The sequence below is a fragment of the Crenalkalicoccus roseus genome (assembly GCF_004761865.1).
GTDB classification, from domain to species: domain Bacteria; phylum Pseudomonadota; class Alphaproteobacteria; order Acetobacterales; family Acetobacteraceae; genus Crenalkalicoccus; species Crenalkalicoccus roseus.
Genome location: NZ_SJDM01000001.1, coordinates 353807 through 379436 on the forward strand (window position 1 = coordinate 353807; position 25630 = coordinate 379436).

Here is a 25630-nt window from a genome sequence, read left to right on the forward strand (position 1 = left end):
CCGCGAGGCATTTTCCGCGGGCCGCGCCGCCCCGGAGCGGAGGCCTCAGCCCTGCCGCTCGACCAGAAGCTGCTTGATCTTGCCGATCGCCGCCGCCGGGTTCAGGCCCTTGGGGCAGGTGCGGGTGCAGTTCATGATGGTGTGGCAGCGGTAGAGGCGGAACGGATCCTCGAGCTGGTCCAGCCGCTCGCCCGTATGCTCGTCGCGCGAATCGGCGATCCAGCGATAGGCCTGCAGCAGCACCGCCGGGCCGAGATAGCGGTCGCCGTTCCACCAGTAGCTCGGGCAGGCGGTGGAGCAGCAGAAGCAGAGGATGCACTCCCACAGGCCGTCGAGCCGCGCGCGCTCCTCGCGGCTCTGCCGGCGCTCGGCGTCGGGCGGCGGCGGGGTGTCGGCCTTCAGCCAGGGTTCTATGGAGCGGAGCTGGGCGTAGAGCTGGGAGAGATCCGGCACCAAATCCTTCACCACCGGCATGTGCGGCAGCGGATAGATCCTGACCTCGCCCTTCACGTCCTCGATCGGCTTGAGGCAGGCCAGCGTGTTCAGCCCGTCGATGTTCATCGAGCAGGAACCGCAGATCCCCTCGCGGCAGGAGCGGCGGAAGGTGAGGGTGCTGTCCACCTCGTTCTTGATCTTGATCAGCGCGTCCAGGACCATCGGGCCGCACTGGTCGAGGTCGATCTCGTAGGTGTCGGTGCGCGGGTTCTCGCCCGAGTCCGGGTCCCAGCGGTAGATCCTGAACGCCTTGACGTTCTTCGCGCCGGGCGGCGCCTTGTAGGTCTTGCCCGGCTGGATGGTGCTGTTCCTGGGAAGGGTGAAGGTCGCCATTCGGCCGGATTCCCCTAGTAGACCCGCGCCTTGGGCGGGAAGACCTGCACCTCGTTGGTGAGGGTGCGCATCTTCACGTCGCGGTAGTCGAGGCGGGTGCGGTAGTTCTCGTCCACCCAGGCCAGGGTGTGCTTCATCCAGTTCTCGTCGTCGCGCTCGGGGTAGTCCTCGTGCGCGTGGGCGCCGCGGCTCTCCTTGCGCGCCTCGGCGCCGACGATGGTGGTGAGCGCGTTGCCGAGCAGGTTGTCGAGCTCCAGCGCCTCGACCAGGTCGCTGTTCCAGATCAGGCTGCGGTCGGTGACGCGGAGGTCGGCGTAGCCCGCGGCGATCTTCTCCATCTTCTCCACGCCCTCCTTCAGCAGTTCGGAGGTGCGGAAGACGGCGGCGTGGGCCTGCATGGTGCGCTGCATGGTCAGGCGCAGCTCCGCGGTCGGCGTGCCGCCCTTGGCGTGGCGGACGCGGTCGAAGCGGTCGAGCGCCTTCTCGCCGGCGCCCGGGGGCAGCGGCGGCTGGGAGGCGCTGGGGCGGAGCGTCTCGGCGGCGCGGTGCGCGGCGGCGCGGCCGAACACCACGAGGTCGAGCAGCGAGTTGGTGCCGAGGCGGTTGGCGCCGTGCACCGAGACGCAGGCCGCCTCGCCCACCGCCATCAGCCCGGGCACGACGCGGTCCTGGTCGTCCCGCGTCGGGTTCAGCACCTCGGTGTGGATGTTGGTCGGGATGCCGCCCATGTTGTAGTGCACGGTCGGCAGGATCGGGATCGGCTCCTTGGTCACGTCCACGCCGGCGAAGATCTTGGCGGTCTCGGAGATGCCGGGCAGCCGCTCGTGCAGGATGTCGGCGCCGAGATGCTCGAGGTGCAGGTGGATGTGGTCCTTCTGCGGGCCGCAGCCGCGCCCCTCGCGGATCTCCATGGACATGGCGCGGGAAACGACATCGCGCGAGGCGAGGTCCTTCGCCGTCGGGGCATAGCGCTCCATGAAGCGCTCGCCCTCGGAGTTGGTCAGGTAGCCGCCTTCGCCGCGCGCCCCTTCCGTGATCAGGCAACCCGCGCCGTAGATGCCGGTGGGGTGGAACTGCACGAATTCCTGGTCCTGCAGCGGCAGGCCGGCGCGCAGCACCATCCCGCCCCCGTCGCCGGTGCAGGTGTGGGCCGAGGTGCAGGAGAAGTAGGCGCGGCCGTAGCCGCCCGTGGCCAGCACCGTGGTCTGGGCGCGGAAGCGGTGGATGGTGCCGTCCTCGAGGTTCCAGGCGACGACGCCGCGGCAGGCGCCCTCGTCGTCCATGATCAGGTCGAGGGCGAAGTACTCGACGAAGAACTCGCAGCCGTGCTTGAGCGACTGCTGGTAGAGGGTGTGCAGGATGGCATGGCCGGTGCGGTCGGCGGCGGCGCAGGCGCGCATCGCCGGCGTCTTGCCGTAGTGCTGCATGTGGCCGCCGAAGGGGCGCTGGTAGATGCGCCCGTCCTCGGTGCGGCTGAACGGCACGCCGTAGTGCTCGAGCTCGATCACCGCCGGGATCGCCTCGCGGCACATGTACTCGATGGCGTCCTGGTCGCCGAGCCAGTCCGACCCCTTGACGGTGTCGTACATGTGCCAGCGCCAGTCGTCCTCGCCCATGTTGCCGAGCGCGGCGCCGATGCCGCCCTGCGCGGCGACGGTGTGGCTGCGCGTCGGGAAGACCTTGGTGATGCAGGCGGTCTTGAGGCCGGCGGCGCCCATGCCGAAGGTGGCGCGCAGGCCGGCGCCTCCCGCGCCGACCACCACGACGTCGTAGGTGTGGTCGACGATCCGGTATGCGCCCCGGGAGGGCTGGGTGATCGCGTTCATCGTTCCCGTTTCCGTTCCGCCCGCCGCCTCAGACCGCGATCCTGAGGACCGCCAGCGCGGCGGCGAGGCCGAGCAGCCAGCAGAGGGCCTTCACGCCGAGGATGTAGGCCATCCGCAGCCATTCCTGGTTGATGTAGTCCTCGAAGATCACCTGCGCGCCGAGCGCCGTGTGATAGAAGCTGAGCCCGATCGTCAGCAGCAGCAGCACCGCGTTCCAGGGCCGCGCGATCCAGGCCACCGTCTCGGCGTGCGTCGCCCCCGCCAGCAGCGCGGCGGAGATCACGAACCAGAGCGTCAGCGGCAGCAGGGCGGCGGAGGTGACGCGCTGCACCCACCAGTGGCGCACCCCGCTCTTCGCTGAGCCGAGGCCGCGCACCCGCCCGAGCGGGGTGCGCAGGGTGGTGGTCCGGACCTGGTCTTCGGCCATGACGTGCTCCTCAGCCCCAGAAGGCGATGGCGATGATCCAGGTCAGCACCGTCAGCACCGCAGTGCCGATCAGCACGGCGCGGCCGCTGCGGTAGGTGGCCGGGATGGTGTAGCCGTAGCCCGCGTCCCAGGCGAGGTGGCGGATGCCGTTCAGGGTGTGGAACCACGCCGCCGCGGACATGCCGAACAGGATCAGCAGCCCGAGGAAGGAGCCCAGGAAGCCCTGCACCCGGGCGAAGGCCTCCGGCCCCGCCGCGGCGGCGAGCAGCCACCAGACCAGCAGCAGCAGGCCGAGGCTCCAGATCACGCCGGTGATGCGACCGCTGATCGAGAGCGCGCTCGTCATCTGCAGCATGTCGTAGACCTGCAGGTGCGGCGAGAGGGGCCGGCGCACGGGCGTGCCGTCCGAACGGCGACCGATCATGGTCGCCTCGCGCGAATCCTGCATGATGGACATGGGCGGATGCTCCGGAGCTGCGGGGCGCCGGGCCCGCCCGGCGAGGCCCTCGGGTCCCGGCGGCGGCAGGCGGCGCGCTTGTGCCGGACCTTCTATGGTGGCGCGTGGCGGAGCGTCAATTCCACGGGACCAATGGAAGGAATTGCTGCCTCCGGGTTATAGGAAATATATCCTAAAACCCATGCCCGAACCCGCCCCGCGCCCCCCCGCCCGGCCGAGGAGGACGCCGCCGCGCCCCGGCCTGCCCCAGCGCCTGCTGCCCTGGCTCGACCTGATCGGCAAGCTGCTCGCTGCCATCGCCACGGCACTGGCGATCTGGAAGGGGCTGGGCTGAGCCCCGCACGGCCCCAAGGGTCACGAGGCGAGCTTCAGCCCCGCCACCCCGGCCAGGATCAGCGCCAGGCAGAGGATGCGGAGCGCGGTCGCCGGGTCGCCCTCCACCGCCATGCCCCATATCGCCGCCCCCGCCGCGCCGATGCCGGTCCAGACCGCATAAACCGTACCGATCGGGATGGTCTGCAGCGCACGCGACATGCAGTAGAAGCTGACCGCCATCGCCCCCACCGTGGCCAGGCTCGGCCCGAGGCGCGTGAAGCCCTGGGTGTATTTCAGCAGGATCGCCCACACGACCTCGAACAGCCCGGCCACGCCGAGCCACACCCAGGCCACCGCCATCCATCCCCTCTCCCGCTTCCTCGGCTTGACAGGCGCCGCCCGCTGCGGCGCGGTGCGGCGGAACGTTCAGGGCGCAGCGCGAACCGAGATGATGACAACCGCCATCCTGTTCCTGCTGCTCGCCAACCTCCTCTATGCCATCGGCTACGCGCTGGCGAAGCTGCTGGCGGCGGATCTCGACCCGATCGGGATCACCTTCCTGCGCAGCGGCCTCGTGCTGCTGGCCGCCGCGGGCCTCTCCTTCCGCCTGCCGGATCCGGCCGGCGCCTGGCGCCGCGCCGCCCGGCCGCCGCGGGCCTGGGACCAGCGCCTGGCGGCGGCGGCGCTGGTCGTCTCCAGCACCATCAGCGTGTTCGGCTATGCGCTGCTGCCCTTCACCGAGGCCTCGGCCCTCGGCTTCACCGGCCCGATCATCCTGACCGCCTGCGGCGCGCTGCTGCTGCGCGAGCGGGTGACGCCGCGCCGCTGGCTGGCCGTGGCCCTCGGCTTCGCCGGCATGCTGGCGATGCTGCGCCCGGGCGGGGAGCTGTTCCGCCCCGAGGCGGCGGTGCCGATCGCCGGGGCCCTGCTCTATGCGCTCTACCAGGTGCTGCTGCGCCGCCTGCGCGGGGCGGCGACGGAGACCGACGCCATGGTGCAGGGCGCCATCGCCGGCGTCGTGCTGCTCGGCCCGCTGATGCCGCTGGTCTGGCGCACGCCGGAGGGGGCGGTGCTGGCGCTGGTGCTGCTCTACACCGCGGTGCAGACAGCCGCGCTCGCCGCCCTCGCCGCGGCGATGCGCCGGGGCGAGGTCTCGGCGCTCGCGCCCTGGCACTATGCGCGCCTGGTCTTCGCCGTGGCGCTCGATGCGGTGCTGTTCGCCCGCTTCCCGCCCGCCGGGGCGCTGGCCGGCGCGGCGCTGATCGCCGCCGGGGGGCTGCTGCTGCTGGTGCCGGAGCGCCGGCGCAAGGCGGGGCGCTGACCATGCGGGTACTGCTCGAGGTGGTGGCGCCGGTCTTCGCGGTGATCGCCCTCGGCTGGGCGGCGGCGCGCTGGCGCCATGTGGACCAGGCGGGGTTCCGCGGCCTCAACGCCTTCACCTTCGGCCTCGCGGCGCCGGCGCTGCTGTTCCTCGGCGGCACCACCGGGCCGGGCGGGGGCGGGGCGGCGGCGCTCGCCTTCTTCCTCGGCACCGCGGTGCTCTACGCGGGCACGCTGTGGGCGGCGCGGCGCGGCGCGGGCATGGCGCTGGGGCCGGCGGGGATGCTGGCGCTCGACGCCACCTTCGGCAACACGGTGATGATGGGCATTCCCCTCGTCACCGCCGCCTTCGGGGCGGAGGCGCTGGCGGTGCTGCTGGCGATCCTGGCGCTGCACTCCATGCTGCTGCTCGGCACCGCGACGGTGGTGGCGGAGCTGGCGCTGCACGCGAACGCGCCGCTCGGCCGCGTGCTGCGCGCGACCGCGCTCGGCGTGCTGCGCAACCCGATCGTGATGGCGGTGGCGCTGGCGCTGGCCTGGCGCCTGCTCGGCCTGCCGGCGCCGGCGGGGGCCGCGCAGCGCACGCTGGAGCTGCTCGGCGCCGCCGGGCCGCCGGTGGCGCTGTTCTGCCTCGGCGGCAGCCTCGCCGGCTTCGACGCGCGCGGGATGTGGCGGGAGACGGCGCTGGCCTGCGCGCTGAAGCTGCTGGCGATGCCGCTGCTGGTCTGGGCGGCGGCCCGGCTGCTCGGCCTCTCCCCCTTCGAGACGGCGGTGACGGTGGTGGTGGCGGCGCTGCCCACGGGGGCCAACGCCTACCTGCTGGCGCAGCGCTACCGCATCGGCGCGGAGCGGTCGGGGGCAACGGTGCTGGTCAGCACCCTGCTGTCGCTGGCCACGCTGTCGGCGCTGCTGGCGTGGTTCGGGACGGGGTGAGGGAAAGACACTTGTGGGCCGAATCCGTCCGATGACATCCTTCGGCGCATGGGCATCCCCGATTACGAAACCCTGATGCTGCCGCTCCTCCGTCACGTCGCGGCGCAGGGCGAGGCTCATATCCGGGATCTGTCGGAGGCGCTGGCTCAGGAGTTCGGGCTGTCGGAAGCCGAACGGTCTCTCACGATCCCGAGCGGCAAGACGCCGGTGATCCGAAGCCGCGCAGGCTGGGCGCGAAGCTATCTCGTGCAGGCGGGGCTTCTCGAGGCGGTTCGCCGGGGCGTGGTCCGGCTCACCGAGCGGGGCCGGCAGGTGCTCGCCGCCGGGCCGCCGAGGATCGACACCGCCTTCCTCCTGCAGTTTCCCGAGTTCCGGGAGTTCAGGAGACGGTCGCGGCAGGATGCCGGAACAGATCCGGCCGGCGACCCCACTGCCCCGGCTCCGAACGGAATCGCCGCAGGCACGCCCGACGACCAGATCATGGCCGCTGTCGCAACGATCGAGGCCAAGGTTCGGGACGAGCTCCTGGAACGCCTGCTCGGATCGCCGCCGGCCTTTTTCGAGCAGGCCGTGGTCGATCTGCTGCTGGCCATGGGCTATGGCAGCACGGCCGAGGATGCCGGCACGGCGCTCGGCAGGTCCGGCGATGGCGGCGTGGACGGGGTGATCCGGGAGGACCGCCTCGGCCTCGACCTGATCTACATTCAAGCCAAGCGCTACCGGGACAGCGCGGTGACCGCCGACCAGCTTCGCTCCTTCGCCGGGGCGCTGGACGACAAGGGCGCGCGCAAGGGCGTCTTCATCACGACCAGCCGCTTCACCGCCGATGCCGAGCGCTTCGCCGAACGGCAGCAGATGAAGCGCATCGTCCTCATCGACGGCGAGAGACTCACGCGCCTGATGCTGCGGCACGATGTGGGCGTCCGCCCCGACCGCACCATCGTGCTCAAGCGGATCGACCTCGACTACTTCGAAGCCGACGACATCGCCTGAAACGACGTCCGGGTTGCGAAGACCGAGGACACTTGGTTTCCTGGCCGGAGAGCGCGGGAGGGCGGCGCCCTCTCGCATCCCCTTGCACCGCCCAAGCCTCCCATGCCCGACACCCTGATCTACACCCTGGTCCGCCGCGCCGAGTGGCGCGCCGCCGAGGCCGCCGGCGAGTACCGCGGCAGCACCGACGACGCGCGCGACGGCTTCCTGCACTTCTCCACCGCCGCGCAGGTGCGGGAGAGCGCGGCGAAGCACCGGCGGGGCGAGGCCGACCTGCTGCTGGTCGCGGTGGAGGCCGCCGTGCTCGGCCCGGCGCTGCGCTGGGAGCCGGCTGCGGGCGGCCGGCGCCCCGGGCTGTTCCCGCACCTCTACGGGCCGCTGCCGCTCTCCGCCGTGCGTTCGGTGGCGGCCCTGCCGCTCGGGGCGGATGGCGCCCACCTCTTTCCGCCCGGCTTCCCGTAGCCGGCGGCGCGCAGCCGCGCCCGCTCGCTCATCAGGCAGGCGACCACCACCACCGCGCCGCCGAGCAGCGTCATCGGGTCGGGCGGCGTGCCCCAGATCAGCAGGTCGAGCGCCACCGACACCGGCAGCGCCGCGTAGCCGTAGGTGCCGAGCCGCGCGGCGTCGGCATGGCGGAAGGCGGCCGCGGTCAGCGCCACCGCCGCGCCCGCCAGCACCCCGCTCGCCGCCAGCATGGCGAGATGCAGCGGCGGCGGCGCCACCCAGTCGCGCAGCGCGAAGGGACCGTAAAGCAGGATGCCGAGCAGGCTCGGCCAGAACAGGATGCGGGCGATGCCGGGCTCGTCGCGCAGCATGCGGTTCACCGTCTGCGTCACCGCGAAGCTCGCCGTGCCCATCAGCACGCTGAGATAGCCGAGCAGCGGCCCGCCGCCGGTCAGCTTCGGCGCCACCGCCAGCAGCACGCCGGCGAACCCCACGGCGCACCAGGCCCAGGCGGCCGGGGGCACCCGCTCGCGCAGCACGGTGGCGGCCAGCGCCAGCGTCATGAAGGGCGCGGTGAAGAAGACGAGATAGCCCTCGGCCAGCGGCAATTGCCGGAAGGCGAGGAAGAACCCGGCCGCGCCCACCATCATGGACAGCGCCCGCAGCAGGTGCAGCCACGGGCGGGTCGTGCCGATGGGCCCGAAGGCGCCGCGCCAGACCGCGCGCGCGGCCAGGAACAGGCCGATCAGCACCAGGTAGCGGAAGGCGATCACCTGGCCGAGCCCGTACTGGCCGGAGAGCAGCTTGTTGTTGGCGTCGAGAAGCCCGTAGACGACGATCCCGGCCAGCAGCAGCGCCGGACCCTTCACTGCGCCTCCTCCCGCCACGGTGCCCGTCCCTTGTCGCGGGGCGGCGGGGCGGCGTCAATCGCCGCCATGGCTTCCCTTGGCGCGGCGCCTCGGGCAGATGGGGCGCGCCATGATCCCCCGCCTCGCCTCCGCCCTCATGCCCCTGATGCGCGCCCTCGACGCCGAGACGGCGCACGGTCTCGCGCTGCGGGCGCTGGCGGCGGGGCTGGCGGGGCGAGAGGCGGGGCCGGACGATCCGGCGCTGGCCACCACCGCCTTCGGCCTCTCCTTCCGCAACCCGATCGGCCTCGCCGCCGGGTTCGACAAGGATGCGGTGGCGGTGCTGCCGCTGATGCGCCTCGGCTTCGGCTTCGTCGAGGCCGGCACGGTCACGCCGCGGCCGCAGGCGGGCAATCCCCGCCCGCGCCTGTTCCGCCTGGAGGAGGACCGCGCCGTCATCAACCGCATGGGCTTCAACAATGCCGGGCTGGAGGCGTATCGGGCGCGTCTCGCCGCGCTGCCCCGCCCGCTGCCGGCGGTGCTCGGCGCCAATATCGGGGTGAACAAGGAGGGGGCGGAGCCGGAGCGCGACTACCCCGCCCTCTACGCGGCGCTGGCCCCGTTCGCGGACTACGTGACGGTGAACGTCTCCTCCCCCAACACGCCGGGCTTCCGGGACCTGCAGGGGGAGGCGCGGCTGGCGGCGATCCTCGATGCCCTCGCCGCCGCGCGCGCCGGGCTCGCCAAGGCGCCGCCGCTGCTGGTGAAGATCGCGCCCGACCTGGCCGAGGACGCGCTCGGCCCGATCGTCGAGACCTGCGCGGCGCGCGGCGTCGCCGGGCTGATCGTCTCCAACACCACGGTGGCGCGGCCGGAAACGCTGCGCTCCCGCCATCGCGGCGAGGCGGGGGGGCTCTCCGGCGCGCCGCTCTTCGCCCGCTCGACCGAGGTGCTGCGGCGCTGCTTCCGCCTGGCGCGGGGGCGTCTCGCGCTGGTCGGGGTCGGCGGCGTCGCCACCGGCGCCGACGCCTACGCCAAGATCCGCGCCGGGGCCGCGCTGGTGCAGATCTACACCGCCTTCGCCTATGCCGGCCCGGCGCTGGTGCCGCGGATCAAGGCCGAGCTCGCCGCCCTGCTCCGGCGCGACGGCTTCGCCCGTGTCGCCGACGCGGTCGGCGCGGATGCCCAAGGGGGATAGGGACCATGCAGATACTCGACGGCATCGCGCCGATCGCCGACCGCTACGACGGCTGGGTGCTCGACCTCTGGGGCGTGGTGCATGACGGGCGCCGCCCCTACCCCGGCGTGGCGGAGGCGCTGGCGGAGCTGAAGCGGCGCGGCAGGCGGGTGGCGTTCCTCACCAATGCGCCGCGCCGCTCCTGGTTCGTGCAGGGGATGCTGGACCGGATGGGGCTGGATCGCGGCCTCTACGACGGCATCGTCTCCTCCGGCGAGATCGCCTGGCGGATGCTGCGGGAGCGGACGCATCCCTGGTTCGCCCGCCTCGGCCGCCGCGCCTTCCACATCGGCCCCGAGCGCGACCTCTCCGTGGTCGAGGAAGGGGTGGCGGAGCTGGTCGCCGACCCCGCCGAGGCCGACTTCCTGCTCAACACCGGCCCCGACCCGGAGCGCGGCGCGCACGACGCCGGCCGCTACCGCCCGGCGCTCGAGGCCTGCGCCCGGCACCGCCTGCCCATGCTCTGCGTCAACCCCGACCGGCACGTGATGGTGGGCGGCGAGAAGCTGATCTGCGCCGGGGCCCTCGCCGACATCTACCGCGCGATCGAGGGCGACGTCTTCGAGGTCGGCAAGCCGGATCCCGCCGTCTACGACCCGGTGCTGGAGCTGCTCGGCACGCCCGACCGGGCGCGGGTGGTGGCGGTGGGGGACAGCCCGCACACCGACCTCGCCGGGGCGCGCGCCGCCGGGCTCGATGCGGTCTGGGCGCTCACCGGCCTCGCCGCCGAGGCGCATGGCGAGGCGCCCTCGGCCGAGCTGCTGGCGGCGGTGGCGGCGCGAGAGGGGGTGGACCCGGTGGCGGCGCTGCGCGCGCTGCGCTGGTAGGGCAGGCCGGGGCTCAGCGCCGGCCGCCGCCCTCGCCACGCCCGCCGCCCTCGGGGCGCTGCTCGCCGCGGGCGCGGCGCACCATGCTCTCGCAGCGCGGGTCGTCGCCCACGCCGAACTGGATCAGCGGCAGCGCGGCGAGCGGCGGGGCGATCGCCGCCAGCGCCCCGGCGATGCCGCCGCGCGCGATCAGCTCCGACGGGTCCGGCGCGACGCGCGGCGCGCGCAGCGTGCCGCTGATCACGATCGGTGTCGGCACGGCGCCGACGGTGAGATGCTTGGAGTCCGTCCGCAGCCGGATCTCCAGCCGCTCGCGGCCGAGGTCCACCACCCCCTGCCCTTCCGTGATGGTCCGCTCGGTCTCGAGCAGCAGGGCGCGGCTGATCAGCCTGCCGTCGCGCAGCACGGCGTCGGTGACGAAGCACTCCACCGCCGCCCGCTCCGGCAGGCCGAGCGCGGAGAGCAGCGCATTGGCGAGGCGCAGGCCGGAGAGGTCCACCAGCAGCGCGCTGAGGTTGCCGCCCGCCATGATCAGGGTCAGCCCGCCCCGGCCACGGGCGAGGAGGTCGGCGAAGGAGGTGCCCTCCCCCTCGATCCGCGCCGCGCCGGCAAGCCCCCCCGCGCCCTCGAACACCGTCACCTGCATCAGCCGCGCCAGATCCACCTGCCGGAACTGCAGCTCGGCCGTGGCGCGCACACCGCCCTCCGGCCGCGGCGCCAGGGCAAGCTCGACGAGGATGCGGCCGCGCCCGACCCCGAAGCGCAGCGGGTGCAGGGGGAGATCGCCCCCCACGAGCTCGAGCCGCGCCTCCAGATCGTCGAGCGGCACGGCATCCGGGCGCTGGATGCGCTCGGCGCGGTAGAGCAGGAAGACGTCGGCCATCTCCAGCTTCGGCAGGTTGAAGGGCGCATCCGGCAGCACCCGTTCCCGCGCCGGCCGCGCCTGCCGTCCCGGCTCGCCGCCGATGAAGCCGGCGAGGTCGGCGAGGTCCACGCTGCGCGAGCGGAGCTCGGCCCGCACCTCGGGCCGCTGCGCCCCCGGGGCGACGGTGATCGCGCCCTCCAGCTCGCTGTTGCCGACCCGGCCGGCGATGTTGGTGAAGCGGAACCGCCCCTCGGCGTAGTCGAGGTCGCCGGCCAGCCGGCAGGGGGGCGTCGCCGGCACCGGCACGCCGGTCAGCGGCGCCAGCAGCGCCATGTCGGGTCCTTCCAGCAGCAGCGCCACCTCGGCGCCGCGCAGGTTCAGCGGGTCCTGCAGCGTGCCCCGCACCGTGGCCCGCGTCGGACCGTTGGCGAGGTGCAGCTCCACCGGCCAGGGGTTGGCGGGATCGCGCAGGCCGAGCAGCCCGCCGGCGTGCAGCCGGGCGAGGATGGGCTGGCCGGCATAGCTGCCCTCGGCCTCGGCCCGGATCATCGGCTCCTGCCCCGGCTCCTCCACCGTGGCGAGGGCGAGCGCGACATCGGCGTCGAGCGGGGCGAGGGTGACCCGCGCGCCGCCCTCGCGGATGCGCAGCACCCCGATGCGCGGGCCGGGGGCGGGTGCCGCGCCCTCGCCGGCGGGCGTGAGGCGGAAGGCGTAGTTGCTGCGCCCGTCCTCCGTGGCGATGGCGCGCAAAGCCGGGCGGTCAAGCTCCACCAGCGGCAGCACGAGCCCCTCCCCCCGCAGCCAGGCCAGGGCGTCCAGATGCACAATCAGGCGCGGGATGCGGGCGAAGGGCTCCCCGGCCGGGAAATCGGGCGGGTTGGCGATGGTGACGTCACGGGCGGTCAACACCAGGGGAGAGCCGGGCCGCAGGCGCAGCCCGCCAATCGTCACCTCGCGGCCCAGGGCGGCGGCGGCCTGGCGTTCCAGGATCGGGGGCAGCCAGAGCGGCAGGGAGAGCAGCGCGAGCGCCAGCAGGGCCAGCAGCCCGGCCCCGCCCCAGAGACCCCATTGCAGCGCGCGCCGCCCTGCCATCCCTCTCCCCGTCATGCGGGGCCGCGCCCCAGGCCCGGAGCGGATCCCCTCCGGATGGGGCCACCCGGGCGGAAGAAGACGCTCCGGATCAGGGCACCGGCCGCGCGCCGGGGCGAGCGGACGATTCCCCGTGCCCCGCCAGGGGAAGCGCACGGAAGGCGGCCGGGTTCGCGGGGCGGAAGGGAGCTCCCCCGGCTGGCGCGGGCCGGCTCAGCGCCCCTCGCGCACGATGCGGCGGCAATGTTCCAGCGCCGCCTCCATGAGATTGTCGCTCGCCTCGGGCGTGCGGAAGGCGGCGTGCGGGGTGAGGGTGGTGTTGGGCAGGCGCCGCAGCCGGTGGCCCTCCGGCAGCGGCTCCTCGGCGAACACGTCGAGCGCGGCGTGGCCGAGCTGCCCCGCCTCCAGCGCCTCGATCATCGCCGCCTCGTCCACGATGGCGCCGCGCGCGGTGTTCACCAGGATGGCGCCGCGCCTCATCGCGGCGATCCGCTCGCGCGAGAGGAAGCCGCGCGTCTCGTCGTTCAGCAGGAGGTGGATGGAGAGCACGTCGCTCTCGGCCAGCAGCCGCTCCAGCGGCACGAACTCGACGCCGGGATGCGCCTTGGGCGTGCGGTTCCAGGCCAGCACCCTCATGCCGATGCCGGCGCAGAGCCGCGCCATCTCCGCCCCGATGCCGCCGAAGCCGAGCAGCCCGACCGTCTTGCCGGTGAGCTGCATGCCCACCGTCCGCGGCCACTGGCCGCGGCGCACCGCGGCGTCCATCGCCGCGGTCTGGCGCGCCGCGTCCCACATCAGGGCGAAGGCGTGCTCGGCCACCGCCGTGTCGCCATAGCCCTTGATGATGTGCACCAGGACGCCGCACTCGGCCTCCAGCTCCTCCGGGTTCATGTAGCTGTGCGCGCCGGTGCCGAGGAAGACGATGTGCTTCAGGTCCGGGCACTGCTTCACGACCGCGGTCGGGAATTGCGTGTGGTCGTCTATGGCGATGGCATAGCCCTTGAGCAGCGCCGGCAGGTCGGCGGGCCTGATGTCCGGGTCGCGGTGGATGGTGACCGGCGGGTCGTCCTTGCGGTGCAGCTTCTCCGTCACCGCCGCGAGCGACGGGTTGGCGTCCACGAAGATCGCGCGCATGGCGGCTGCTCCCCCGGTTGGATGGCGGCCCATGGTAGCGGCGGGCGGTGCCCCGTCCAGCCCGCCGCGGCCCCGGGGCGGCGCGCGGAGGGCCGGAGGCGGCGCTACACCTCGGCGGCGAAGCGGGCGAGCGCCGCCTCGTCCCATTCCAGGCCGAGGCCGGGGCGCGCCGGCACCTCCGCCATGCCGTCGCGCACGACGAGGGGCTGGCGCAGCAGCGGCCCGGCGATGTCGAGGTGCTCGAGAAGGTGGGCCGTCGGCGTGGCGGGCAGGAGCTGCGCGCTGGCCTCGACGAAGATGTGCGAGGACATCGGAACGCGCCTGGCCGCGGCGAGCGCCGCCGCCTGCATCCAGCCGGTGACGCCGCCGATCTTCATGGCGTCCGGCATGCAGAGATCCACCGCGCCGGCGTCGAGGGCCCGGGCCATCCCGCGCGGTCCCCACCAATTCTCCCCGCCCTGCACCGGCAGGGCGAGCGCGGCGCGTAGCCCGGCGAGGCCCGCATCGTCATCCGCCGGCAGCGGCTCCTCCAGCCAGCGCACGTCGAGTTCCTGCAGGGCGCGGCCGCGCCGCTCCGCTTCCGGCCGCGTCAGGCCCTGGTTGTAGTCCACCAGGATCTCCGTGTCTGCGCCCACCACCTCCCGCACGGCGCGCACCGTGGCGAGGTCGTCCTCCAGCCGCGGGTGGCCGAGCTTGAACTTCACCACCCGCGCCCCGGTGGCGGCGACCGCCCGACCTGCCTCCTCGGCCAGAATCGCGGGGCCCCAGCCGCGCAGGCTGGCATAGGCCGGCAGCGGGCGGGGCTCGGCGCCCAGCAGACGGCAGAGCGGCACCCCGGCGGCGCGCGCCAGCGCGTCCCACATCGCCATATCGAGGGCGGAGAGGGCGATCTGCACCAGCCCTTCCGTGCCGAGGATGCGGAAGGCGTTGTGCAGCTCCGGCCACAGGCTCGCCGGCGCCAGCGCCCGGCCGGCCAGCGTGGCGCCGATGTTGCGCACCAGCGCCGCGGTCGGCCCGAGCGCGGCCGGGGTGTAGGGGAAGACATAGGCGTTGCCGGCGACACCCTCCGCGGTGCGCAGCTCCGCGATCACCAGCGGCGCGCGGGAGATGGTGTTGAGGCTGTTGCGCAGCGGCGGGTCGAGGGGCGCGTCGATGGCCCGCACGGCGACGTCGCGGATCGTCAGGTTCGGCAGCGTCATGGCGCGTCCTCCTCCCTGGGCGGGGTGGCTGCGGCGTGTTCCGCTTCGATGGATCTTCCGTCCCTTGTCGGGCGGCTGCTTCACCGCTCCGGCGTGCCGCCTCCGCGGATCAGGCGCCTTCGCCGGGCGGCCGATTCACCGCTCCGGCGTGCCCGCCTCCGCGGATCGGGCGCCTTCGCCGGGCGGCCGATTCACCGCTCCGGCGTGCCGCCTCCGCGGATCGGGCGCCTTCGCCGGGCGGCCGATTCACCGCTCCGGCGTGCCGCCTCCGCGGATCGGGCGCTAGCCCGGGGGCGGCAGGAAATCCACCTCGCAGGTGGCGCTGATGCGCACCACCTCGGCCGGATCGGAAAGGCCGTGGATGCGCGTGAACAGCTCGAACAGCTTCCGCGCGGGCGAGACCCAGAACAGGGCCCGCACCGGCTTCCCCGACTTGTTGAAGATGCCGTGCGGGACGCCCCTGGGCAGGCGGACCAGGTCGCCCGCCCTGGCATAGGCCACCTGGCCGTCGAGCAGCAGCTCGTACTCGCCCTCCAGCACCCGGATGAACTCGTCCTGGGTGGGGTGGATGTGCGGGGGCACGAAGGTGCCGGGCGGGAACAGCGTGTCGAAGGCGAAGCTGCTCTCGCAGCAGGCGACGGGCTTGTAGGTCTGGCCGAGGATGTTCCAGACGATGCCATCGAGGCCCTGCCCGGCGGGCGTGACGCCGGCGGTGAAGGCGGGCGGTTCCATGCGACGTCCTCTCCCTCTCTCAGATGTGCAGGTAAGTGTCGCGCACCTCGGGCGCGCGGGCCAGCTCCTCGCTGGTGCCGGTCCACACCACGCGCCCCTTCTCGATGACGACGTGGCAGTCGGCCAGCCGCATCACCGCGGCGAGGTTCTTGTCTATCAGCAGGATGGACTGCCCCTCGGCCTTCAGCCTGGCCAGCACCGCCCAGATCTCGGCGCGGATCATCGGCGCCAGGCCCTCGGTCGCCTCGTCCAGGATCAGCAGCTTCGGGTTGGTCATCAGGGCGCGGCCGATCGCGACCATCTGCTGCTCCCCGCCCGAGAGTCTCGCGCCGGGGCTGCGCCGCCTCTCGCGCAGGCGGGGGAACAGCGCATAGACCGCCTCGAGGTCCCAGCGCGGGGCGCGCCCCGCGGCGCCGGCGCGGTTGGCCGCGGTGGCGACCAGGTTCTCCTCGACGGTGAGGGTGGGAAAGACCTGCCGTCCCTCCGGCACGAGGCCGATCCCCTGCCGCGCCACCTTGTGCGGCGGCAGGCCGGACAGCGTCATCCCCTCGAAGCTGACGCGGCCCGCCCAGGGCCGCAGCAGGCCCATCACGGCGCGCACCGTGGTGGTCTTGCCCATGCCGTTGCGGCCGAGCAGCGTCACCACCTGGCCCCTGCCCACGGCGAAATCCACCCCGAAGAGCACCTGGCTCTGCCCGTATCCGGCGGCGAGGCCCTCGACGGCCAGCATCAGGCCGCGACACCCTCTGGCAGCGCCTCATCCTCGCCGAGATAGGCGGCGCGCACCTCCGCATTGCCCCGGATCGCGTCCGGGCTGCCGGTGGCGATGACCCTGCCGTAGACCAGGACGGAGATGCGGTCGGCCAGCGCGAACACCGCCCGCATGTCGTGCTCCACGAGGACGATGGTGTAGTCCCGCCTCAGCCGCCGCAGGATGGCGATCAGCCGCTCCGTCTCCTCCGGCCCGGCGCCGGCCAGGGGCTCGTCCAGCAGCAGCAGCCGCGGCCGCGTCGCCAGGGCGATCGCGAGTTCGAGCTGGCGCTTCTCGCCATGGCTCAGCGAGCCGGCGGGCACCGCGGCGCGGGCGCCCATCCCCACCTCCTCCAGCGCCGCGCGGGCGGCGTCGTTCAGCGGCGCCTCCAGGGCCACGGGACGGAAGAAGCGGAAGGAGGAGCCCTCCCGCGCCTGCACCGCCAGGGCCACGTTCTCGAGCGCCGTGAAGCCCGGCACGATGCAGGTGATCTGGAAGCTGCGCGCAAGGCCCGCGCGCACCCGGCGGTGCAGGGGCAGGCGGGTGATGTCGCGCCCGGCGAAGAGGATCTGGCCCGCATCCGGCGCCAGGGTGCCGCTGACCTGGTGTATCAGCGACGTCTTCCCCGCCCCGTTCGGCCCGATGATGGCGTGGATCTCGCCGGCCGGCACGGAGAGCGAGACGTCGTTCGTCACCACCAGGCCGCCGAACTGCTTGCGCAGCCGGCGCAGCTCCAGGAGGGGCGGCTCAGCCATGGCGCGCCGCCTCCCTCGGCGCCAGCAGGCCGGCGAGGCCGCCGCGCAGGAACAGCACGCAGAGGATCAGCAGCGGGCCGAAGATCATCCGCCAGTGTTCGGTCAGCGCGGCGAGCTGCTCCTCCAGCAGCACGTAGGCGAGGGCGCCCAGGATCGCGCCATGCAGGCTGCCCACGCCCCCGAGGATCACCATGAACAGCAGCTCGCCGGACCGCTGCCAGGAGATGTAGGCGGGCGCCACGAACTCGGTCGCGTTGGCGAGCAGCACGCCGGCGAGGCCGCCCACCGCGCCGGCGATGACATAGGCGACGAGGCGGAAGGGATAGGGGTTGAACCCCACCGCCAGGACGCGCTGCGGGTTCTCCCTCGCCGCGCGCAGGACGCGGCCGAAGCGGCTGGCCAGCAGGACGCGGCACAGCAGCCACGCCAGCACGAGCAGGCCGAGGCAGACATAGTGGAAGGCCATGCGGTCCTGCAGCCAGTCCCGGCCGAACACCGTGTTGCGCGCATAGAGCGTGTAGCCGTCGTCTCCGCCATAGGGGGCGAGCGAGGCGGCCGTGAAGTAGGCCATCTGGCCGAAGGCGAGCGTGATCATGATGAAGTGCACGCCGCTCGTGCGGATGGCGACGGCGCCCGTGACCAGGGAGAACAGGGCCGCGGCGGCGATCGCCACCGGCACCACGATGGCCGCCTCCACGATGTTCGCGGCGTCGAGGATGACGACGGCGTAGCAGCCGAAGCCCATGCTGGCCGCGTGCCCGAGGCTGACCAGCCCCGCCCCGCCGACCAGCAGCGACAGCGAAACCGCCGCGATGCCGAGGATCATCGCCCGGGCCATGAGGGTGAGCTCATGGCTGTGGGAGAAGCCGAGCAGCGGCGCGGCGGCGAGCAGGAGGAAGACCAGGAGGGGCACGGCCTCCCGCCGCAGGAGGGCGCCCGGGGCCGTCATGCCGCGCGGACGGGAAACAGGCCGGCGGGACGGATGGCGAGGATCGCGGCCATGGCGATGTAGATCAGCATGGAGGCGAGCGCCGCCCCCGCCTGCCGCGCCGCGGAGGGATCGAGGAAAAGCCGCATCAGGTCCGGCATGAGCGACTTGCCGACCGTGTCGATCAGCCCGACCAGCAGCGCCGCGACGAAGGCGCCGCGGATTGAGCCGATGCCGCCGATGACGATGACCACGAAGGCCAGGATCAGCACCGTGTCGCCCATGCCCGGCTCGACGGAGAAGATCGGCCCCGCCATCACCCCGGCGAAGCCCGCCAGCATGGCGCCGAAGCCGAACACCACCATGAAGAGGCGGCGGATGTCCACGCCGAGGGCCGCGACCATCGGCGCGTTGGTCGCGCCCGCGCGCACCAGCATGCCCACTCTCGTCCGCTCCACGAGGACCCAGAGCAGCAGGGCGGTGGCGAGGCCGGCGGCGATGATCGCCAGGCGGAAGACGGGGTACTGCAGCCCCGGCATCACCTCGATGCCGCCGGAGAGCAGGGCGGGAATGGGCACCTGCAGCGGCGCCGTGCCCCAGATCGCCTTGACCGCCTGGTTGAGGAAGAGGATGACGCCGAAGGTGGCCAGCACCTGGCTCAGGTGGTCGCGCTCGTAGAAGTGCCGGAAGACCAGGAATTCCAGAACCAGCCCGAGCGCCAGCGCCGCGGGCAGGGCGAGCAGGAGTCCCAGCCAGAAGCTGCCGGTCGCGGCGGCGAAGGTCGCGCCGAGATAGGCGCCCAGCATGTACTGCACGCCATGGGCGAGGTTGATGAAGTCCATCACGCCGAAGACCAGCGTGAGCCCCGCCGCGACCAGGAACAGCAGGACCCCGAATTGCAGGCCGTTCAGGAACTGCACCAGGAGGAGCTGGAGCGACATCGCGCCGGCCGCGCCCTAGGCGCTGCGCATCCGGCATTCGGCCGCGTAGGGATCCACGTCGTTCTCCAGCACCTTGCGCACCGTCTCGGTCTGGAACCGCCCGTCGGGGCGCCGGACCACCTTCAGCAGCCAGTGGTCCTGGACCGGATAGTGGTTCGTCCCGAACCTGAAGCTGCCCCGCACCGAGCGGAAATCGGCGGCGCGGATGGCCTCGCGCAGCGCGTTCTTATCGCCGAGATTGCCGCCCACCCTGCTGACCGCGGAATGCAGGAGCATGGCGGCGTCGTAGGCCTGCGCGGCGTAGCTGGCGGGAACGTAGTTGTAGGTGGCCTCGAAGTCGCGCACGAAGCGGCGGTTGGCCTCGTTGTCCATGTTCGGCGCCCAGGGCGCGGCGGAGAAGAAGCCCTCGGCCGCCTCGCCCTGCGCGGGCAGCGTCGCCTCGTCCACGGTGAAGGTGGACAGGAAGGGAATGCTGGCGAGGCCCGCCTGGCGGTACTGCCGCACCAGGTTCACCCCGAGCCCGCCAGGCATGAAGGTGAACAGCGCGTCCGGCCGCGCCGCGGCGATCCGCGCCAGCTCGGCCGAGAAGTCGAGATGGGTGAGCGGCACGTAGACCTCGTCCACCACCTCGCCCCTGAAGCGGCTCTTGAAGCCGGCCATGGCGTCGCGTCCCGCCTGGTAGTTCGGGGTCATCAGGAAGACGCGGCGATAGCCCTCGTCCTGCGCCGCCTGGCCCATGACGGAGTGGACCTGGTCGTTGTTGTAGCTGGTCGTGAAGAAGAAGGGGTTGCAGCCGCGGCCGGCGAAGGTGGAGGGGCCGGCATTGGTGGAGATCAGGAAGGTGTTCGTCTCCGTCACCGGCCGCATGATGGCCTGGAGGATGTTGGAGAACACCACGCCGACGATGAAGTCGCAGCGGTCCCGCTCCAGGGCGGCGCGCACCTTGGTGACGGCGACGTCGGGCCGCAGCTCGTCGTCGATGACGATCACCTCGGCCGGCCGGTTGCCCAGCCGGTTCTCGAGGTGGCGCATCCCCAGCAGGAACCCGTCGCGCAGATGCGTGCCGAGCGCGGCCTGCGGCCCGGTCAGCACCGCCACCAGCCCGATCCGCACTGGGGCCTGCTGGGCGCGCGCCACCCGGGGGGCGCCAAGGATGCCCGCGCCGGCCGCCGCGGCCGCGCCGCCGATCAGGGTCCGCCTGTCCATCCGCATCGGTGCCTTCCCCGTACCGTCTCCCGCTGCGGTTATTTTAAGCTTCAAGTGTCAGCCGCGCGCAAGCCCGCGCGACATCTCCGCCAGCCGCCGGGAAAGGGGCGACGCCGGATCGGACAGGGGCGCCAGCACGGTGAAGTGATTGGCGCCCGGCAGCGCCTCCCATCCGCCGCCCCAGGCCTCCGCCATGTCCCGCGTCTGGCGCAGGAACTCCGCGCTCTCCGCGCCCCCCACCACCGCGTGCAGCGAGGCCGGGCCCGCATGCGCCGGCCGCGGCAGGAAGCGGGGCGAGAGGCGCCGCGCCTCCGCCACGTCGAGGCGCAGCGCGGCGCCCATCGTGGTGCCGAGGAGCGGCTCCAGCTCGAACACCCCGGAGACCGGCAGCGCCGCGGCCACCAGATCCGGCGGCAGGGCGGGATCGAGCGCCCGCCACTCGGTGGCCAGCAGCATCGCCGCCAGATGCCCCCCGGCGGAGTGCCCGGAGGCCAGCAGCCGGCGGCCGCGCCCGGCCGGATGCCGGCGCAGGAAGGCCGCGGCCGCGCGCATCTGCTCCACGATCCGCGCCAGCGGCACGGCGGGACAGAGATCGTAGGACGGCACCGCGACCGCGATGCCGAGCAGGTTCGGCCCGCGCGCGCAGTGGCTGACCCAGCTCCGGTCCAGCGCCTGCCAGTAGCCGCCATGGATGAACAGGGCGACCGGCGTGTCCGCGGCGGGATCGGCGGCGGGCCAGAACAGGTCGAGCCTTTCCCGCTCGCCGGGGCCGTAGGCCAGGCCGAGCTCCGCGCGCGGGCAGGCCTCCCGCCAGGCGGCGGAGGCGCGGGCCCATTCCTCGAGAAGGCGCGGGTGCTCCGGCACGCGCGCGCGGTTGTCGTACTCTGCCTGCAGGTCCATGGGCGCATTTGAGTGCCGGCGCATCCGGCCCGCAACACCCGGAACGCGCCCAGAGCCGGGGTCAGGTGAGGAAGGCGCCGCCATTCACATGGATGGTCTGGCCGGTGATGTAGCCGCCCTCGGGGCCGGCCAGGAGGCGCACCACCTCCGCGATCTCCTCCACCCTGCCCTTGCGCCCGAGCGGCACCGCGCCCTCGGCGCGCAGCATTCCCGGCACGGCGCCGGCGGACGCGCCGCGCGCCGTGTCTATGAGGCCCGGCGCGACGCAGTTGCAGCGTATGCCGTGCGGCGCCAGCTCCACGGCCAGCGCCCGCATCAGCCCCTCGAGCCCGGCCTTGGAGGCGGAGACATGCGCGCGGCTCGGCGTGCCGATGTGGGTGGAGATGCCCGACAGGCCGATGATGGCGCCGCCGCCGCGACGGATCATGTGCGGCACCACGGCACGCGCCAGCAGGAAGGCGCCGTCCAGCGCCACGGACAGGATCTCGCGCCATTCCTCGAAGGACATCTCGGCGAAGGGCGTCTGCCGCCGCAGCCCGGCATTGGAGACGGCGATGTCCACGCCGCCGAGCGCCGCCGCCGTGTCCTCCACCATTCGCGTCACCGCCGCGGGATCGGAGACGTCGGCGAGATGGGCGATGGCCCTGCCGCCCATGGCGCCGATCTCGGCCGCGACCGCCTCGACGGCGCCCCGGTCGGAGCGGCCGTTCACCACCACCGCCGCGCCGTCCCGCGCCAGGCGCAGCGCGATGGCGCGGCCGATGTTCCTGCCCGCGCCGGTCACCAGCGCCACCTTGCCGTCCAGAATTCCCGCCATGTCCGCCTCCCGTTGTCCGCCGCCGATGCGCCCCGTAGAAGATCGGCCAACGGGACGTTCAGGGAAAGGCCGGGCGATGGCGGATCTGGAAGGCAGGGTGGCGCTGGTGACCGGCGCGAGCCGCGGCCTCGGCGAGGGGGCGGCGCGCGCCCTGGCGGCGCGGGGCGCGGCGGTGATGCTGCTCGCCCGCGACGGCGCGGCGGCGGGCGCGGTGGCGCGCGGCATCGCGGCGGAGGGCGGGCGGGCCGAGGCGCTGGCCTGCGACGTCGCCGACCACGCCGCGGTCGCGCGCGCGGTGGCGGAGACCCGGGCGCGGCTCGGCCGGCTCGACATCCTGGTCAACAACGCCGGCGTCATCGAGCCGATCGCCGCGATCGCCGAGTCCGACCCCGCCGCCTGGGCGCGCAGCATCTCCATCAACCTGGTCGGCGCCTACAACGCCGTGCGCGCGGCGCTGCCGGGAATGCTCGAGGCGGGCGGCGGCAGGATCGTCAACGTCTCCTCCGGCGCCGCCTACCGCCCGCTCGAGGGCTGGAGCGCCTACTGCGCCGGCAAGGCCGGGCTGGCGATGCTGACGCGCGCCATCGCCCTGGAGACGGAGGGGCGGGGCATCCGCGTCTTCGGCTTCTCCCCGGGCACCATCGACACCGACATGCAGGCGAGGATCCGCGCCTCGGGGATGAACCCGATCAGCCGCATCCCGCGGGCCGAGCTCTCGCCCGTCGCGCATGCGGTGCGCGGCCTGCTGCATCTCTGCACCCCGGCCGCCGACGACCTCGCCGGCCAGGACGTGTCCATGCGCGACGAGGCCTTCCGGCGCCGCATCGGGCTCGGCTGACGCGGCCGGCGGCCCCCGGCATCGGCCAGGATGCCGGGCAGCACCACCACGCCCGCCCGCTCCAGGATGTGGTCCGCCTCCGGCGTGACCAGGCCGTTGGCCAGTTCGAGGACGATCCGCGCCCGGACCCGGAACGCGTTCTCCTCGTAGATCATGTTCTGTGGCGTGCCGCCTCGTCGAGGCGCGTGGGCGCCAGTTTGAGAATGTTGCCTCCCTTCATCAGGGTTCTCCTTTCGCCGCCCCGGCCATCGGGGCAGCGTCCAGGCGCCGGGGCGACCGGATGTTGCAGCTCCGCCGCCGCAATCCTCGCCAAGGCGCGGCCGCTGGCGCCTGATCCGCCGGGCGGCGAAGCAGCCGCCCGGCAATGGGCGCAGACGTGATCCGCCGAAGTGGATCATGCCGTGGCGGCACCGCGGGGGGCATCCTCCGCTCGCATCCGCCAGGGTTGGCTCGTCAGGCCGCGCGTCCGGCTTGGGGCGGCAGCCATCGCGGCGTCCGCCGGGGCGGCAACGTCCTCCTTTCGGCGATGCGCGGGGCCGATGCAACCCCGCCCCGGGCATGGCTGGGGGGCGGAGCGGTCACGCCAGGGCCGCCGCCCCTTCTCCGCCGCCCGCCGGCGTGCCGGGCGCCCACACCCGCAGGACGGTCAGCCGCCGGAGCCGGCCGTCCTGGGTGGGCCAGTCGATGGACTGCCCCTCCGAGAGCCCGATCAGCCCGGCGCCGACCAGCGAAAGCACGGAGATCCGCCCCTCGGCGATGTCGGCCTCCCCCGGCAGGACCACCCGCACCCGCCGCGCCTCGCCCGTCGTCGTGTCGAGGAACTCGACCTCCGAGCCGACCGCCACCACGCCCGCGGGCAGCGCCTCCGCCGGCACCACCTCGGCGCGGTCGGCCTCCTGCATCAGCAGGCGGGCGACCAGCGGGTTCCGCCGGGCCACCACCCCCGCCAGCGCGACCAGCCGCTCATGGTCGCGCGCCGACATCACCAGCGGCGGGCGCAGGCCCCCGCCTCCGTTGCCTCGCTCATGGGCTTGCTCCCTTCCGGATCCTGGGTCCCGTGCTGCGGGCCAAAGTGGCGATCGGGCGCTGCGGCGTGACCCCTTCGCCGGATCACGCTTCGGCCCTTCCCTGGGTGGCCGGTTCACCGCTCCGGCGCTCCCGCCTGCGCGGATCAGGCGCCAAGCCTTCGGGGCGGCGGCAGGTCTCGTTTTCCAGGAAGATCGTCCCCAGGCCCGGATGGGTGCGAGAGGCACCCCCGTCGGCCCGGGGCTAGGTGCCTGCGATCAGGCTACCCGCGTGGGCGAGGCGACGCCGGAAGGTCGCGCTGACCCACATAATGCCCAACTCTGCCGCTTCCGCCGGCGCGGTCAAGTCACGTCGGCGCGCCGCGGATCCCGGCCCGGAAGGTCCCGCCCCCGCGCGTTGATCCGCCCGGCATATGGGCATAGCCTCCCTGGGCGGGAACAGCCAGCGAAGCAAGAGGCCGCGGCACAGCGGCGAAGGGGAGGAGCGCCGGCCGATGCCGAACGGCACCCATTACGACGTCATCGTGGTTGGCGCGGGCAACGCCGCCCTCTGCGCCGCCCTCTCCGCCCGCGAGCAGGGCGCCCGCGTGCTCGTGCTCGAGAAGGCGAGCGAGGAGGAGCGCGGCGGCAACTCCACCTTCACCGCCGGCGGCTTCCGCTTCGTCCATGACGGGCTCGAGGATCTGCGCCGGGACGTGCTGGTGGACCTCTCGGAGGCTGAGGCGGCCCGGATCCACATCCCGCCGCTGCCGCCGGACCTCTACATGCGCGACCTGATGCGGGTGACGGAGAACCTAGCCGACGAGAGCCTCGCCGGGATCCTGATAGGCAGGTCGCGCGAGACGATCGTGTGGATGCGCGGCAAGGGCGTGCGGTTCATCCCGATGTTCGGGCGCCAGTCCTACGTGGTGAACGGCCGGCACCACTTCTACGGCGGCGTGAACGTCGAGGCTGTGGGCGGCGGCTGGGGCCTGGTGGACTTCCTGGTCAAAGCCGCGGAGCGCGAGGGCATCGAGATCCGCTACCGCACCGGCCTGCGCCGGCTGCTGCAGGCGAGGAGCGGGGAGGTGACCGGCGTGCTCGCCTTCGGCCCGCGCGGCTACGAGGAGATCACGGCCCGCGCCGTGGTGCTGGCCTGCGGCGGCTTCGAGGCGAACCCGGAAATGCGGGTGCGCTACCTCGGCCAGGGCTGGGAGCTCTGCCGCGTCCGCGGCACGCGCCACAACACCGGGGACGGAATCCGCGCCGCGCTCGACATCGGGGCGCAGGCCTATGGGGGCTGGTCCACCTGCCACGCGGTGCAGTGGGACATCAGCGCGCCTCCCTTCGGGGACCGGGTGGTGCTCGACAACTTCCAGAAGCACTCCTACCCCCTCGGCATCATCGTCAACCTCGAGGGGGAGCGCTTCGTCGACGAGGGCGCGGACTACCGGAACCACACCTACGCGAGATACGGCCGCGAGGTGATGAAGCAGCCGCAGCGCACCGCGGTGCAGATCTTCGACAGCAAGACCATCGGGATGGTCCGCGACGAGTACCGCATCAGGCAGGTGACCAAGGCGGAGAGCGACACCATCGAGGGCCTGGCGCGCGCCCTCGACATCGATGTGGAAGGGCTCAGGCGCACCGTCGCCGGGTTCAACGCCGCCTGCCAGCCGGGGGAGTTCAACCCCGCCATCCTGGACGGCAAGTGCACCAGGGGGATCACGCCGCCCAAATCCAACTGGGCGCTGCCGATCGACCAGCCGCCCTATCACGGCTTCGTCGTCACCTGCGGCATCACCTTCACCTTCGGCGGCCTCAGGATCAACGCGCAAGGCGAGGTGCAGGACACCACCGACGCCTCCATCCCCGGCCTCTATGCCGCGGGGGAGCTGGTCGGCGGCATCTTCTATCAGAACTACCTGGGTGGCGCCGGCCTGATGTCGGGGTCGGTCTTCGGCCGGCTCTCCGGCCGCTCGGCGGGGCTGCACGCCATGAAGGGCGACGGATGAG

27 protein-coding genes and 1 pseudogene are annotated in these 25630 nt (G+C 73.4%); 9 read left to right on the top strand and 19 right to left on the bottom strand.

Features of this window, described 5'->3' with window-relative positions:
* Positions 1 to 45 precede the first annotated feature (45 nt).
* The 4 genes from ET526_RS01690 to sdhC are packed head-to-tail and all read right to left on the bottom strand — an operon-like array spanning position 46 to position 3538.
* Positions 46 to 828, bottom strand: coding sequence for a succinate dehydrogenase iron-sulfur subunit (locus tag ET526_RS01690; RefSeq protein ID WP_135465913.1), 783 nt, complete (start codon positions 826 to 828; stop codon positions 46 to 48).
* Between the two features lie 14 nt (positions 829 to 842).
* Positions 843 to 2654 (bottom strand): succinate dehydrogenase flavoprotein subunit, encoded by a 1812-nt coding sequence (gene sdhA / locus ET526_RS01695; protein ID WP_135465914.1) that lies wholly within the window; start codon positions 2652 to 2654, stop codon positions 843 to 845.
* A 28-nt stretch (positions 2655 to 2682) separates the two neighbouring features.
* The gene (gene sdhD, locus ET526_RS01700) at positions 2683 to 3081 is read right to left on the bottom strand and encodes a succinate dehydrogenase, hydrophobic membrane anchor protein (RefSeq protein ID WP_135465915.1); all 399 of its coding nucleotides are present in this window, start codon (positions 3079 to 3081) and stop codon (positions 2683 to 2685) included.
* A gap of 10 nt (positions 3082 to 3091) precedes the next feature.
* Positions 3092 to 3538 carry a succinate dehydrogenase, cytochrome b556 subunit gene (gene sdhC, locus ET526_RS01705; protein WP_135465916.1) on the bottom strand — a complete coding sequence of 149 codons (447 nt, stop codon included), beginning with the start codon at positions 3536 to 3538 and terminating at the stop codon, positions 3092 to 3094.
* 181 nt (positions 3539 to 3719) lie between these two features.
* Here sdhC and ET526_RS21175 point away from each other — a divergent pair, with 181 nt between their 5' ends.
* Positions 3720 to 3872, top strand: coding sequence for a hypothetical protein (locus ET526_RS21175; RefSeq protein WP_158295457.1), 153 nt, complete (start codon positions 3720 to 3722; stop codon positions 3870 to 3872).
* Positions 3873 to 3892: 20 nt separating this feature from the next.
* Here the strand turns inward: ET526_RS21175 and ET526_RS01710 are convergent, their stop codons facing one another.
* Positions 3893 to 4213, bottom strand: coding sequence for a multidrug efflux SMR transporter (locus ET526_RS01710; RefSeq protein WP_338025308.1), 321 nt, complete (start codon positions 4211 to 4213; stop codon positions 3893 to 3895).
* A gap of 91 nt (positions 4214 to 4304) precedes the next feature.
* Here ET526_RS01710 and ET526_RS01715 point away from each other — a divergent pair, with 91 nt between their 5' ends.
* The 4 genes from ET526_RS01715 to ET526_RS01730 all read left to right on the top strand — a co-directional run bounded on the left by ET526_RS01715 (position 4305) and on the right by ET526_RS01730 (position 7561).
* A complete protein-coding gene (locus tag ET526_RS01715) occupies positions 4305 to 5174 on the top strand; it encodes a DMT family transporter (RefSeq protein ID WP_158295458.1) in 870 nt (289 codons plus the stop codon).
* 2 nt (positions 5175 to 5176) lie between these two features.
* Complete coding sequence (locus ET526_RS01720) at positions 5177 to 6106, top strand: AEC family transporter (protein ID WP_135465918.1); 930 nt, start codon at positions 5177 to 5179, stop codon at positions 6104 to 6106.
* Between the two features lie 48 nt (positions 6107 to 6154).
* Positions 6155 to 7099 (top strand): restriction endonuclease, encoded by a 945-nt coding sequence (locus ET526_RS01725; RefSeq protein WP_135465919.1) that lies wholly within the window; start codon positions 6155 to 6157, stop codon positions 7097 to 7099.
* A gap of 102 nt (positions 7100 to 7201) precedes the next feature.
* Positions 7202 to 7561 carry a DUF952 domain-containing protein gene (locus ET526_RS01730; protein WP_135465920.1) on the top strand — a complete coding sequence of 120 codons (360 nt, stop codon included), beginning with the start codon at positions 7202 to 7204 and terminating at the stop codon, positions 7559 to 7561.
* Here the strand turns inward: ET526_RS01730 and ET526_RS01735 are convergent.
* The gene (locus ET526_RS01735) at positions 7468 to 8412 is read right to left on the bottom strand and encodes a DMT family transporter (RefSeq protein ID WP_240048204.1); all 945 of its coding nucleotides are present in this window, start codon (positions 8410 to 8412) and stop codon (positions 7468 to 7470) included. The two genes, ET526_RS01730 and ET526_RS01735, sit on opposite strands and share 94 nt — an antisense overlap.
* Positions 8413 to 8521: 109 nt before the next feature.
* On the opposite strand from ET526_RS01735, the gene ET526_RS01740 reads away from it, so the two are divergent.
* Both ET526_RS01740 and ET526_RS01745 read left to right on the top strand, forming a co-directional pair.
* A complete protein-coding gene (locus ET526_RS01740) occupies positions 8522 to 9589 on the top strand; it encodes a quinone-dependent dihydroorotate dehydrogenase (protein WP_135465921.1) in 1068 nt (355 codons plus the stop codon).
* 5 nt (positions 9590 to 9594) lie between these two features.
* Positions 9595 to 10455 carry a TIGR01459 family HAD-type hydrolase gene (locus ET526_RS01745; protein ID WP_135465922.1) on the top strand — a complete coding sequence of 287 codons (861 nt, stop codon included), beginning with the start codon at positions 9595 to 9597 and terminating at the stop codon, positions 10453 to 10455.
* Positions 10456 to 10468: 13 nt separating this feature from the next.
* Here ET526_RS01745 and ET526_RS01750 read toward each other — a convergent pair whose 3' ends face one another.
* From ET526_RS01750 to ET526_RS01800, 11 genes are all read right to left on the bottom strand, one after another.
* Complete coding sequence (locus ET526_RS01750; RefSeq protein WP_135465923.1) at positions 10469 to 12412, bottom strand: AsmA family protein; 1944 nt, start codon at positions 12410 to 12412, stop codon at positions 10469 to 10471.
* A 210-nt stretch (positions 12413 to 12622) separates the two neighbouring features.
* Positions 12623 to 13543 (bottom strand): NAD(P)-dependent oxidoreductase, encoded by a 921-nt coding sequence (locus ET526_RS01755; protein WP_135465924.1) that lies wholly within the window; start codon positions 13541 to 13543, stop codon positions 12623 to 12625.
* A gap of 104 nt (positions 13544 to 13647) precedes the next feature.
* Entirely contained in the window at positions 13648 to 14742 is a 1095-nt protein-coding gene (locus ET526_RS01760) for an enolase C-terminal domain-like protein (protein ID WP_135465925.1), read from the bottom strand.
* A gap of 282 nt (positions 14743 to 15024) precedes the next feature.
* Positions 15025 to 15474, bottom strand: a complete 450-nt coding sequence (locus tag ET526_RS01765) for a cupin domain-containing protein (protein ID WP_135465926.1) — start codon at positions 15472 to 15474, stop codon at positions 15025 to 15027.
* Between the two features lie 19 nt (positions 15475 to 15493).
* Positions 15494 to 16204 (bottom strand): ABC transporter ATP-binding protein, encoded by a 711-nt coding sequence (locus tag ET526_RS01770; protein WP_135465927.1) that lies wholly within the window; start codon positions 16202 to 16204, stop codon positions 15494 to 15496.
* Positions 16204 to 16980, bottom strand: coding sequence for an ABC transporter ATP-binding protein (locus tag ET526_RS01775; protein WP_135465928.1), 777 nt, complete (start codon positions 16978 to 16980; stop codon positions 16204 to 16206). Before ET526_RS01775 ends, ET526_RS01770 begins: the two co-directional genes overlap by 1 nt.
* Positions 16973 to 17893 carry a branched-chain amino acid ABC transporter permease gene (locus ET526_RS01780; protein WP_240048205.1) on the bottom strand — a complete coding sequence of 307 codons (921 nt, stop codon included), beginning with the start codon at positions 17891 to 17893 and terminating at the stop codon, positions 16973 to 16975. The genes ET526_RS01775 and ET526_RS01780 overlap by 8 nt, the downstream gene beginning before the upstream one ends.
* 32 nt (positions 17894 to 17925) lie before the next feature.
* Positions 17926 to 18849, bottom strand: coding sequence for a branched-chain amino acid ABC transporter permease (locus tag ET526_RS01785; protein WP_135465930.1), 924 nt, complete (start codon positions 18847 to 18849; stop codon positions 17926 to 17928).
* Positions 18850 to 18864: 15 nt separating this feature from the next.
* Positions 18865 to 20055 (bottom strand): ABC transporter substrate-binding protein, encoded by a 1191-nt coding sequence (locus tag ET526_RS01790; protein ID WP_135465931.1) that lies wholly within the window; start codon positions 20053 to 20055, stop codon positions 18865 to 18867.
* A gap of 57 nt (positions 20056 to 20112) precedes the next feature.
* Positions 20113 to 20955: an alpha/beta hydrolase gene (locus ET526_RS01795; protein WP_204623444.1), complete on the bottom strand. Its 843-nt coding sequence runs from the start codon at positions 20953 to 20955 to the stop codon at positions 20113 to 20115.
* A gap of 61 nt (positions 20956 to 21016) precedes the next feature.
* Positions 21017 to 21772, bottom strand: coding sequence for an SDR family NAD(P)-dependent oxidoreductase (locus ET526_RS01800; RefSeq protein ID WP_135465933.1), 756 nt, complete (start codon positions 21770 to 21772; stop codon positions 21017 to 21019).
* Between the two features lie 76 nt (positions 21773 to 21848).
* Here ET526_RS01800 and ET526_RS01805 point away from each other — a divergent pair, with 76 nt between their 5' ends.
* Entirely contained in the window at positions 21849 to 22610 is a 762-nt protein-coding gene (locus tag ET526_RS01805) for an SDR family NAD(P)-dependent oxidoreductase (RefSeq protein ID WP_135465934.1), read from the top strand.
* A gap of 23 nt (positions 22611 to 22633) precedes the next feature.
* On the opposite strand, the pseudogene ET526_RS22510 reads toward ET526_RS01805, so the two are convergent.
* Positions 22634 to 23170: pseudogene (locus ET526_RS22510) on the bottom strand (hypothetical protein); the annotation flags it as partial.
* Positions 23171 to 23188: 18 nt separating this feature from the next.
* Positions 23189 to 23863 carry a nucleoside diphosphate kinase regulator gene (gene rnk, locus ET526_RS22690; protein ID WP_338025309.1) on the bottom strand — a complete coding sequence of 225 codons (675 nt, stop codon included), beginning with the start codon at positions 23861 to 23863 and terminating at the stop codon, positions 23189 to 23191.
* Between the two features lie 266 nt (positions 23864 to 24129).
* On the opposite strand from rnk, the gene tcuA reads away from it, so the two are divergent.
* Positions 24130 to 25629, top strand: a complete 1500-nt coding sequence (tcuA, locus tag ET526_RS01820; RefSeq protein ID WP_135465936.1) for an FAD-dependent tricarballylate dehydrogenase TcuA — start codon at positions 24130 to 24132, stop codon at positions 25627 to 25629.
* Position 25630: the final 1 nt, after the last annotated feature.

Excerpts from the sequence above, each read along its gene's own strand:
- ET526_RS01725 (WP_135465919.1), top strand. The coding sequence starts at position 6,155 with ATGGGCATCCCCGATTACGAAACCCTGATGCTGCCGCTCCTCCGTCAC.
- ET526_RS01745 (WP_135465922.1), top strand. The coding sequence starts at position 9,595 with ATGCAGATACTCGACGGCATCGCGCCGATCGCCGACCGCTACGACGGC.
- ET526_RS01805 (WP_135465934.1), top strand. The coding sequence starts at position 21,849 with ATGGCGGATCTGGAAGGCAGGGTGGCGCTGGTGACCGGCGCGAGCCGC.
- sdhA (WP_135465914.1), bottom strand. The coding sequence starts at position 2,654 with ATGAACGCGATCACCCAGCCCTCCCGGGGCGCATACCGGATCGTCGAC.
- ET526_RS01785 (WP_135465930.1), bottom strand. The coding sequence starts at position 18,849 with ATGTCGCTCCAGCTCCTCCTGGTGCAGTTCCTGAACGGCCTGCAATTC.
- ET526_RS01750 (WP_135465923.1), bottom strand. The coding sequence starts at position 12,412 with ATGGCAGGGCGGCGCGCGCTGCAATGGGGTCTCTGGGGCGGGGCCGGG.
- ET526_RS01755 (WP_135465924.1), bottom strand. The coding sequence starts at position 13,543 with ATGCGCGCGATCTTCGTGGACGCCAACCCGTCGCTCGCGGCGGTGACG.
- ET526_RS01770 (WP_135465927.1), bottom strand. The coding sequence starts at position 16,204 with ATGCTGGCCGTCGAGGGCCTCGCCGCCGGATACGGGCAGAGCCAGGTG.
- tcuA (WP_135465936.1), top strand. The coding sequence starts at position 24,130 with ATGCCGAACGGCACCCATTACGACGTCATCGTGGTTGGCGCGGGCAAC.
- ET526_RS01740 (WP_135465921.1), top strand. The coding sequence starts at position 8,522 with ATGATCCCCCGCCTCGCCTCCGCCCTCATGCCCCTGATGCGCGCCCTC.
- ET526_RS01720 (WP_135465918.1), top strand. The coding sequence starts at position 5,177 with ATGCGGGTACTGCTCGAGGTGGTGGCGCCGGTCTTCGCGGTGATCGCC.
- ET526_RS01800 (WP_135465933.1), bottom strand. The coding sequence starts at position 21,772 with ATGGCGGGAATTCTGGACGGCAAGGTGGCGCTGGTGACCGGCGCGGGC.
- ET526_RS01690 (WP_135465913.1), bottom strand. The coding sequence starts at position 828 with ATGGCGACCTTCACCCTTCCCAGGAACAGCACCATCCAGCCGGGCAAG.
- ET526_RS01765 (WP_135465926.1), bottom strand. The coding sequence starts at position 15,474 with ATGGAACCGCCCGCCTTCACCGCCGGCGTCACGCCCGCCGGGCAGGGC.
- ET526_RS01760 (WP_135465925.1), bottom strand. The coding sequence starts at position 14,742 with ATGACGCTGCCGAACCTGACGATCCGCGACGTCGCCGTGCGGGCCATC.
- sdhC (WP_135465916.1), bottom strand. The coding sequence starts at position 3,538 with ATGTCCATCATGCAGGATTCGCGCGAGGCGACCATGATCGGTCGCCGT.
- ET526_RS01775 (WP_135465928.1), bottom strand. The coding sequence starts at position 16,980 with ATGGCTGAGCCGCCCCTCCTGGAGCTGCGCCGGCTGCGCAAGCAGTTC.
- ET526_RS01795 (WP_204623444.1), bottom strand. The coding sequence starts at position 20,955 with ATGGACCTGCAGGCAGAGTACGACAACCGCGCGCGCGTGCCGGAGCAC.
- sdhD (WP_135465915.1), bottom strand. The coding sequence starts at position 3,081 with ATGGCCGAAGACCAGGTCCGGACCACCACCCTGCGCACCCCGCTCGGG.
- ET526_RS01790 (WP_135465931.1), bottom strand. The coding sequence starts at position 20,055 with ATGGACAGGCGGACCCTGATCGGCGGCGCGGCCGCGGCGGCCGGCGCG.
- ET526_RS01715 (WP_158295458.1), top strand. The coding sequence starts at position 4,305 with ATGACAACCGCCATCCTGTTCCTGCTGCTCGCCAACCTCCTCTATGCC.
- ET526_RS01730 (WP_135465920.1), top strand. The coding sequence starts at position 7,202 with ATGCCCGACACCCTGATCTACACCCTGGTCCGCCGCGCCGAGTGGCGC.
- ET526_RS01710 (WP_338025308.1), bottom strand. The coding sequence starts at position 4,213 with ATGGCGGTGGCCTGGGTGTGGCTCGGCGTGGCCGGGCTGTTCGAGGTC.
- ET526_RS21175 (WP_158295457.1), top strand. The coding sequence starts at position 3,720 with ATGCCCGAACCCGCCCCGCGCCCCCCCGCCCGGCCGAGGAGGACGCCG.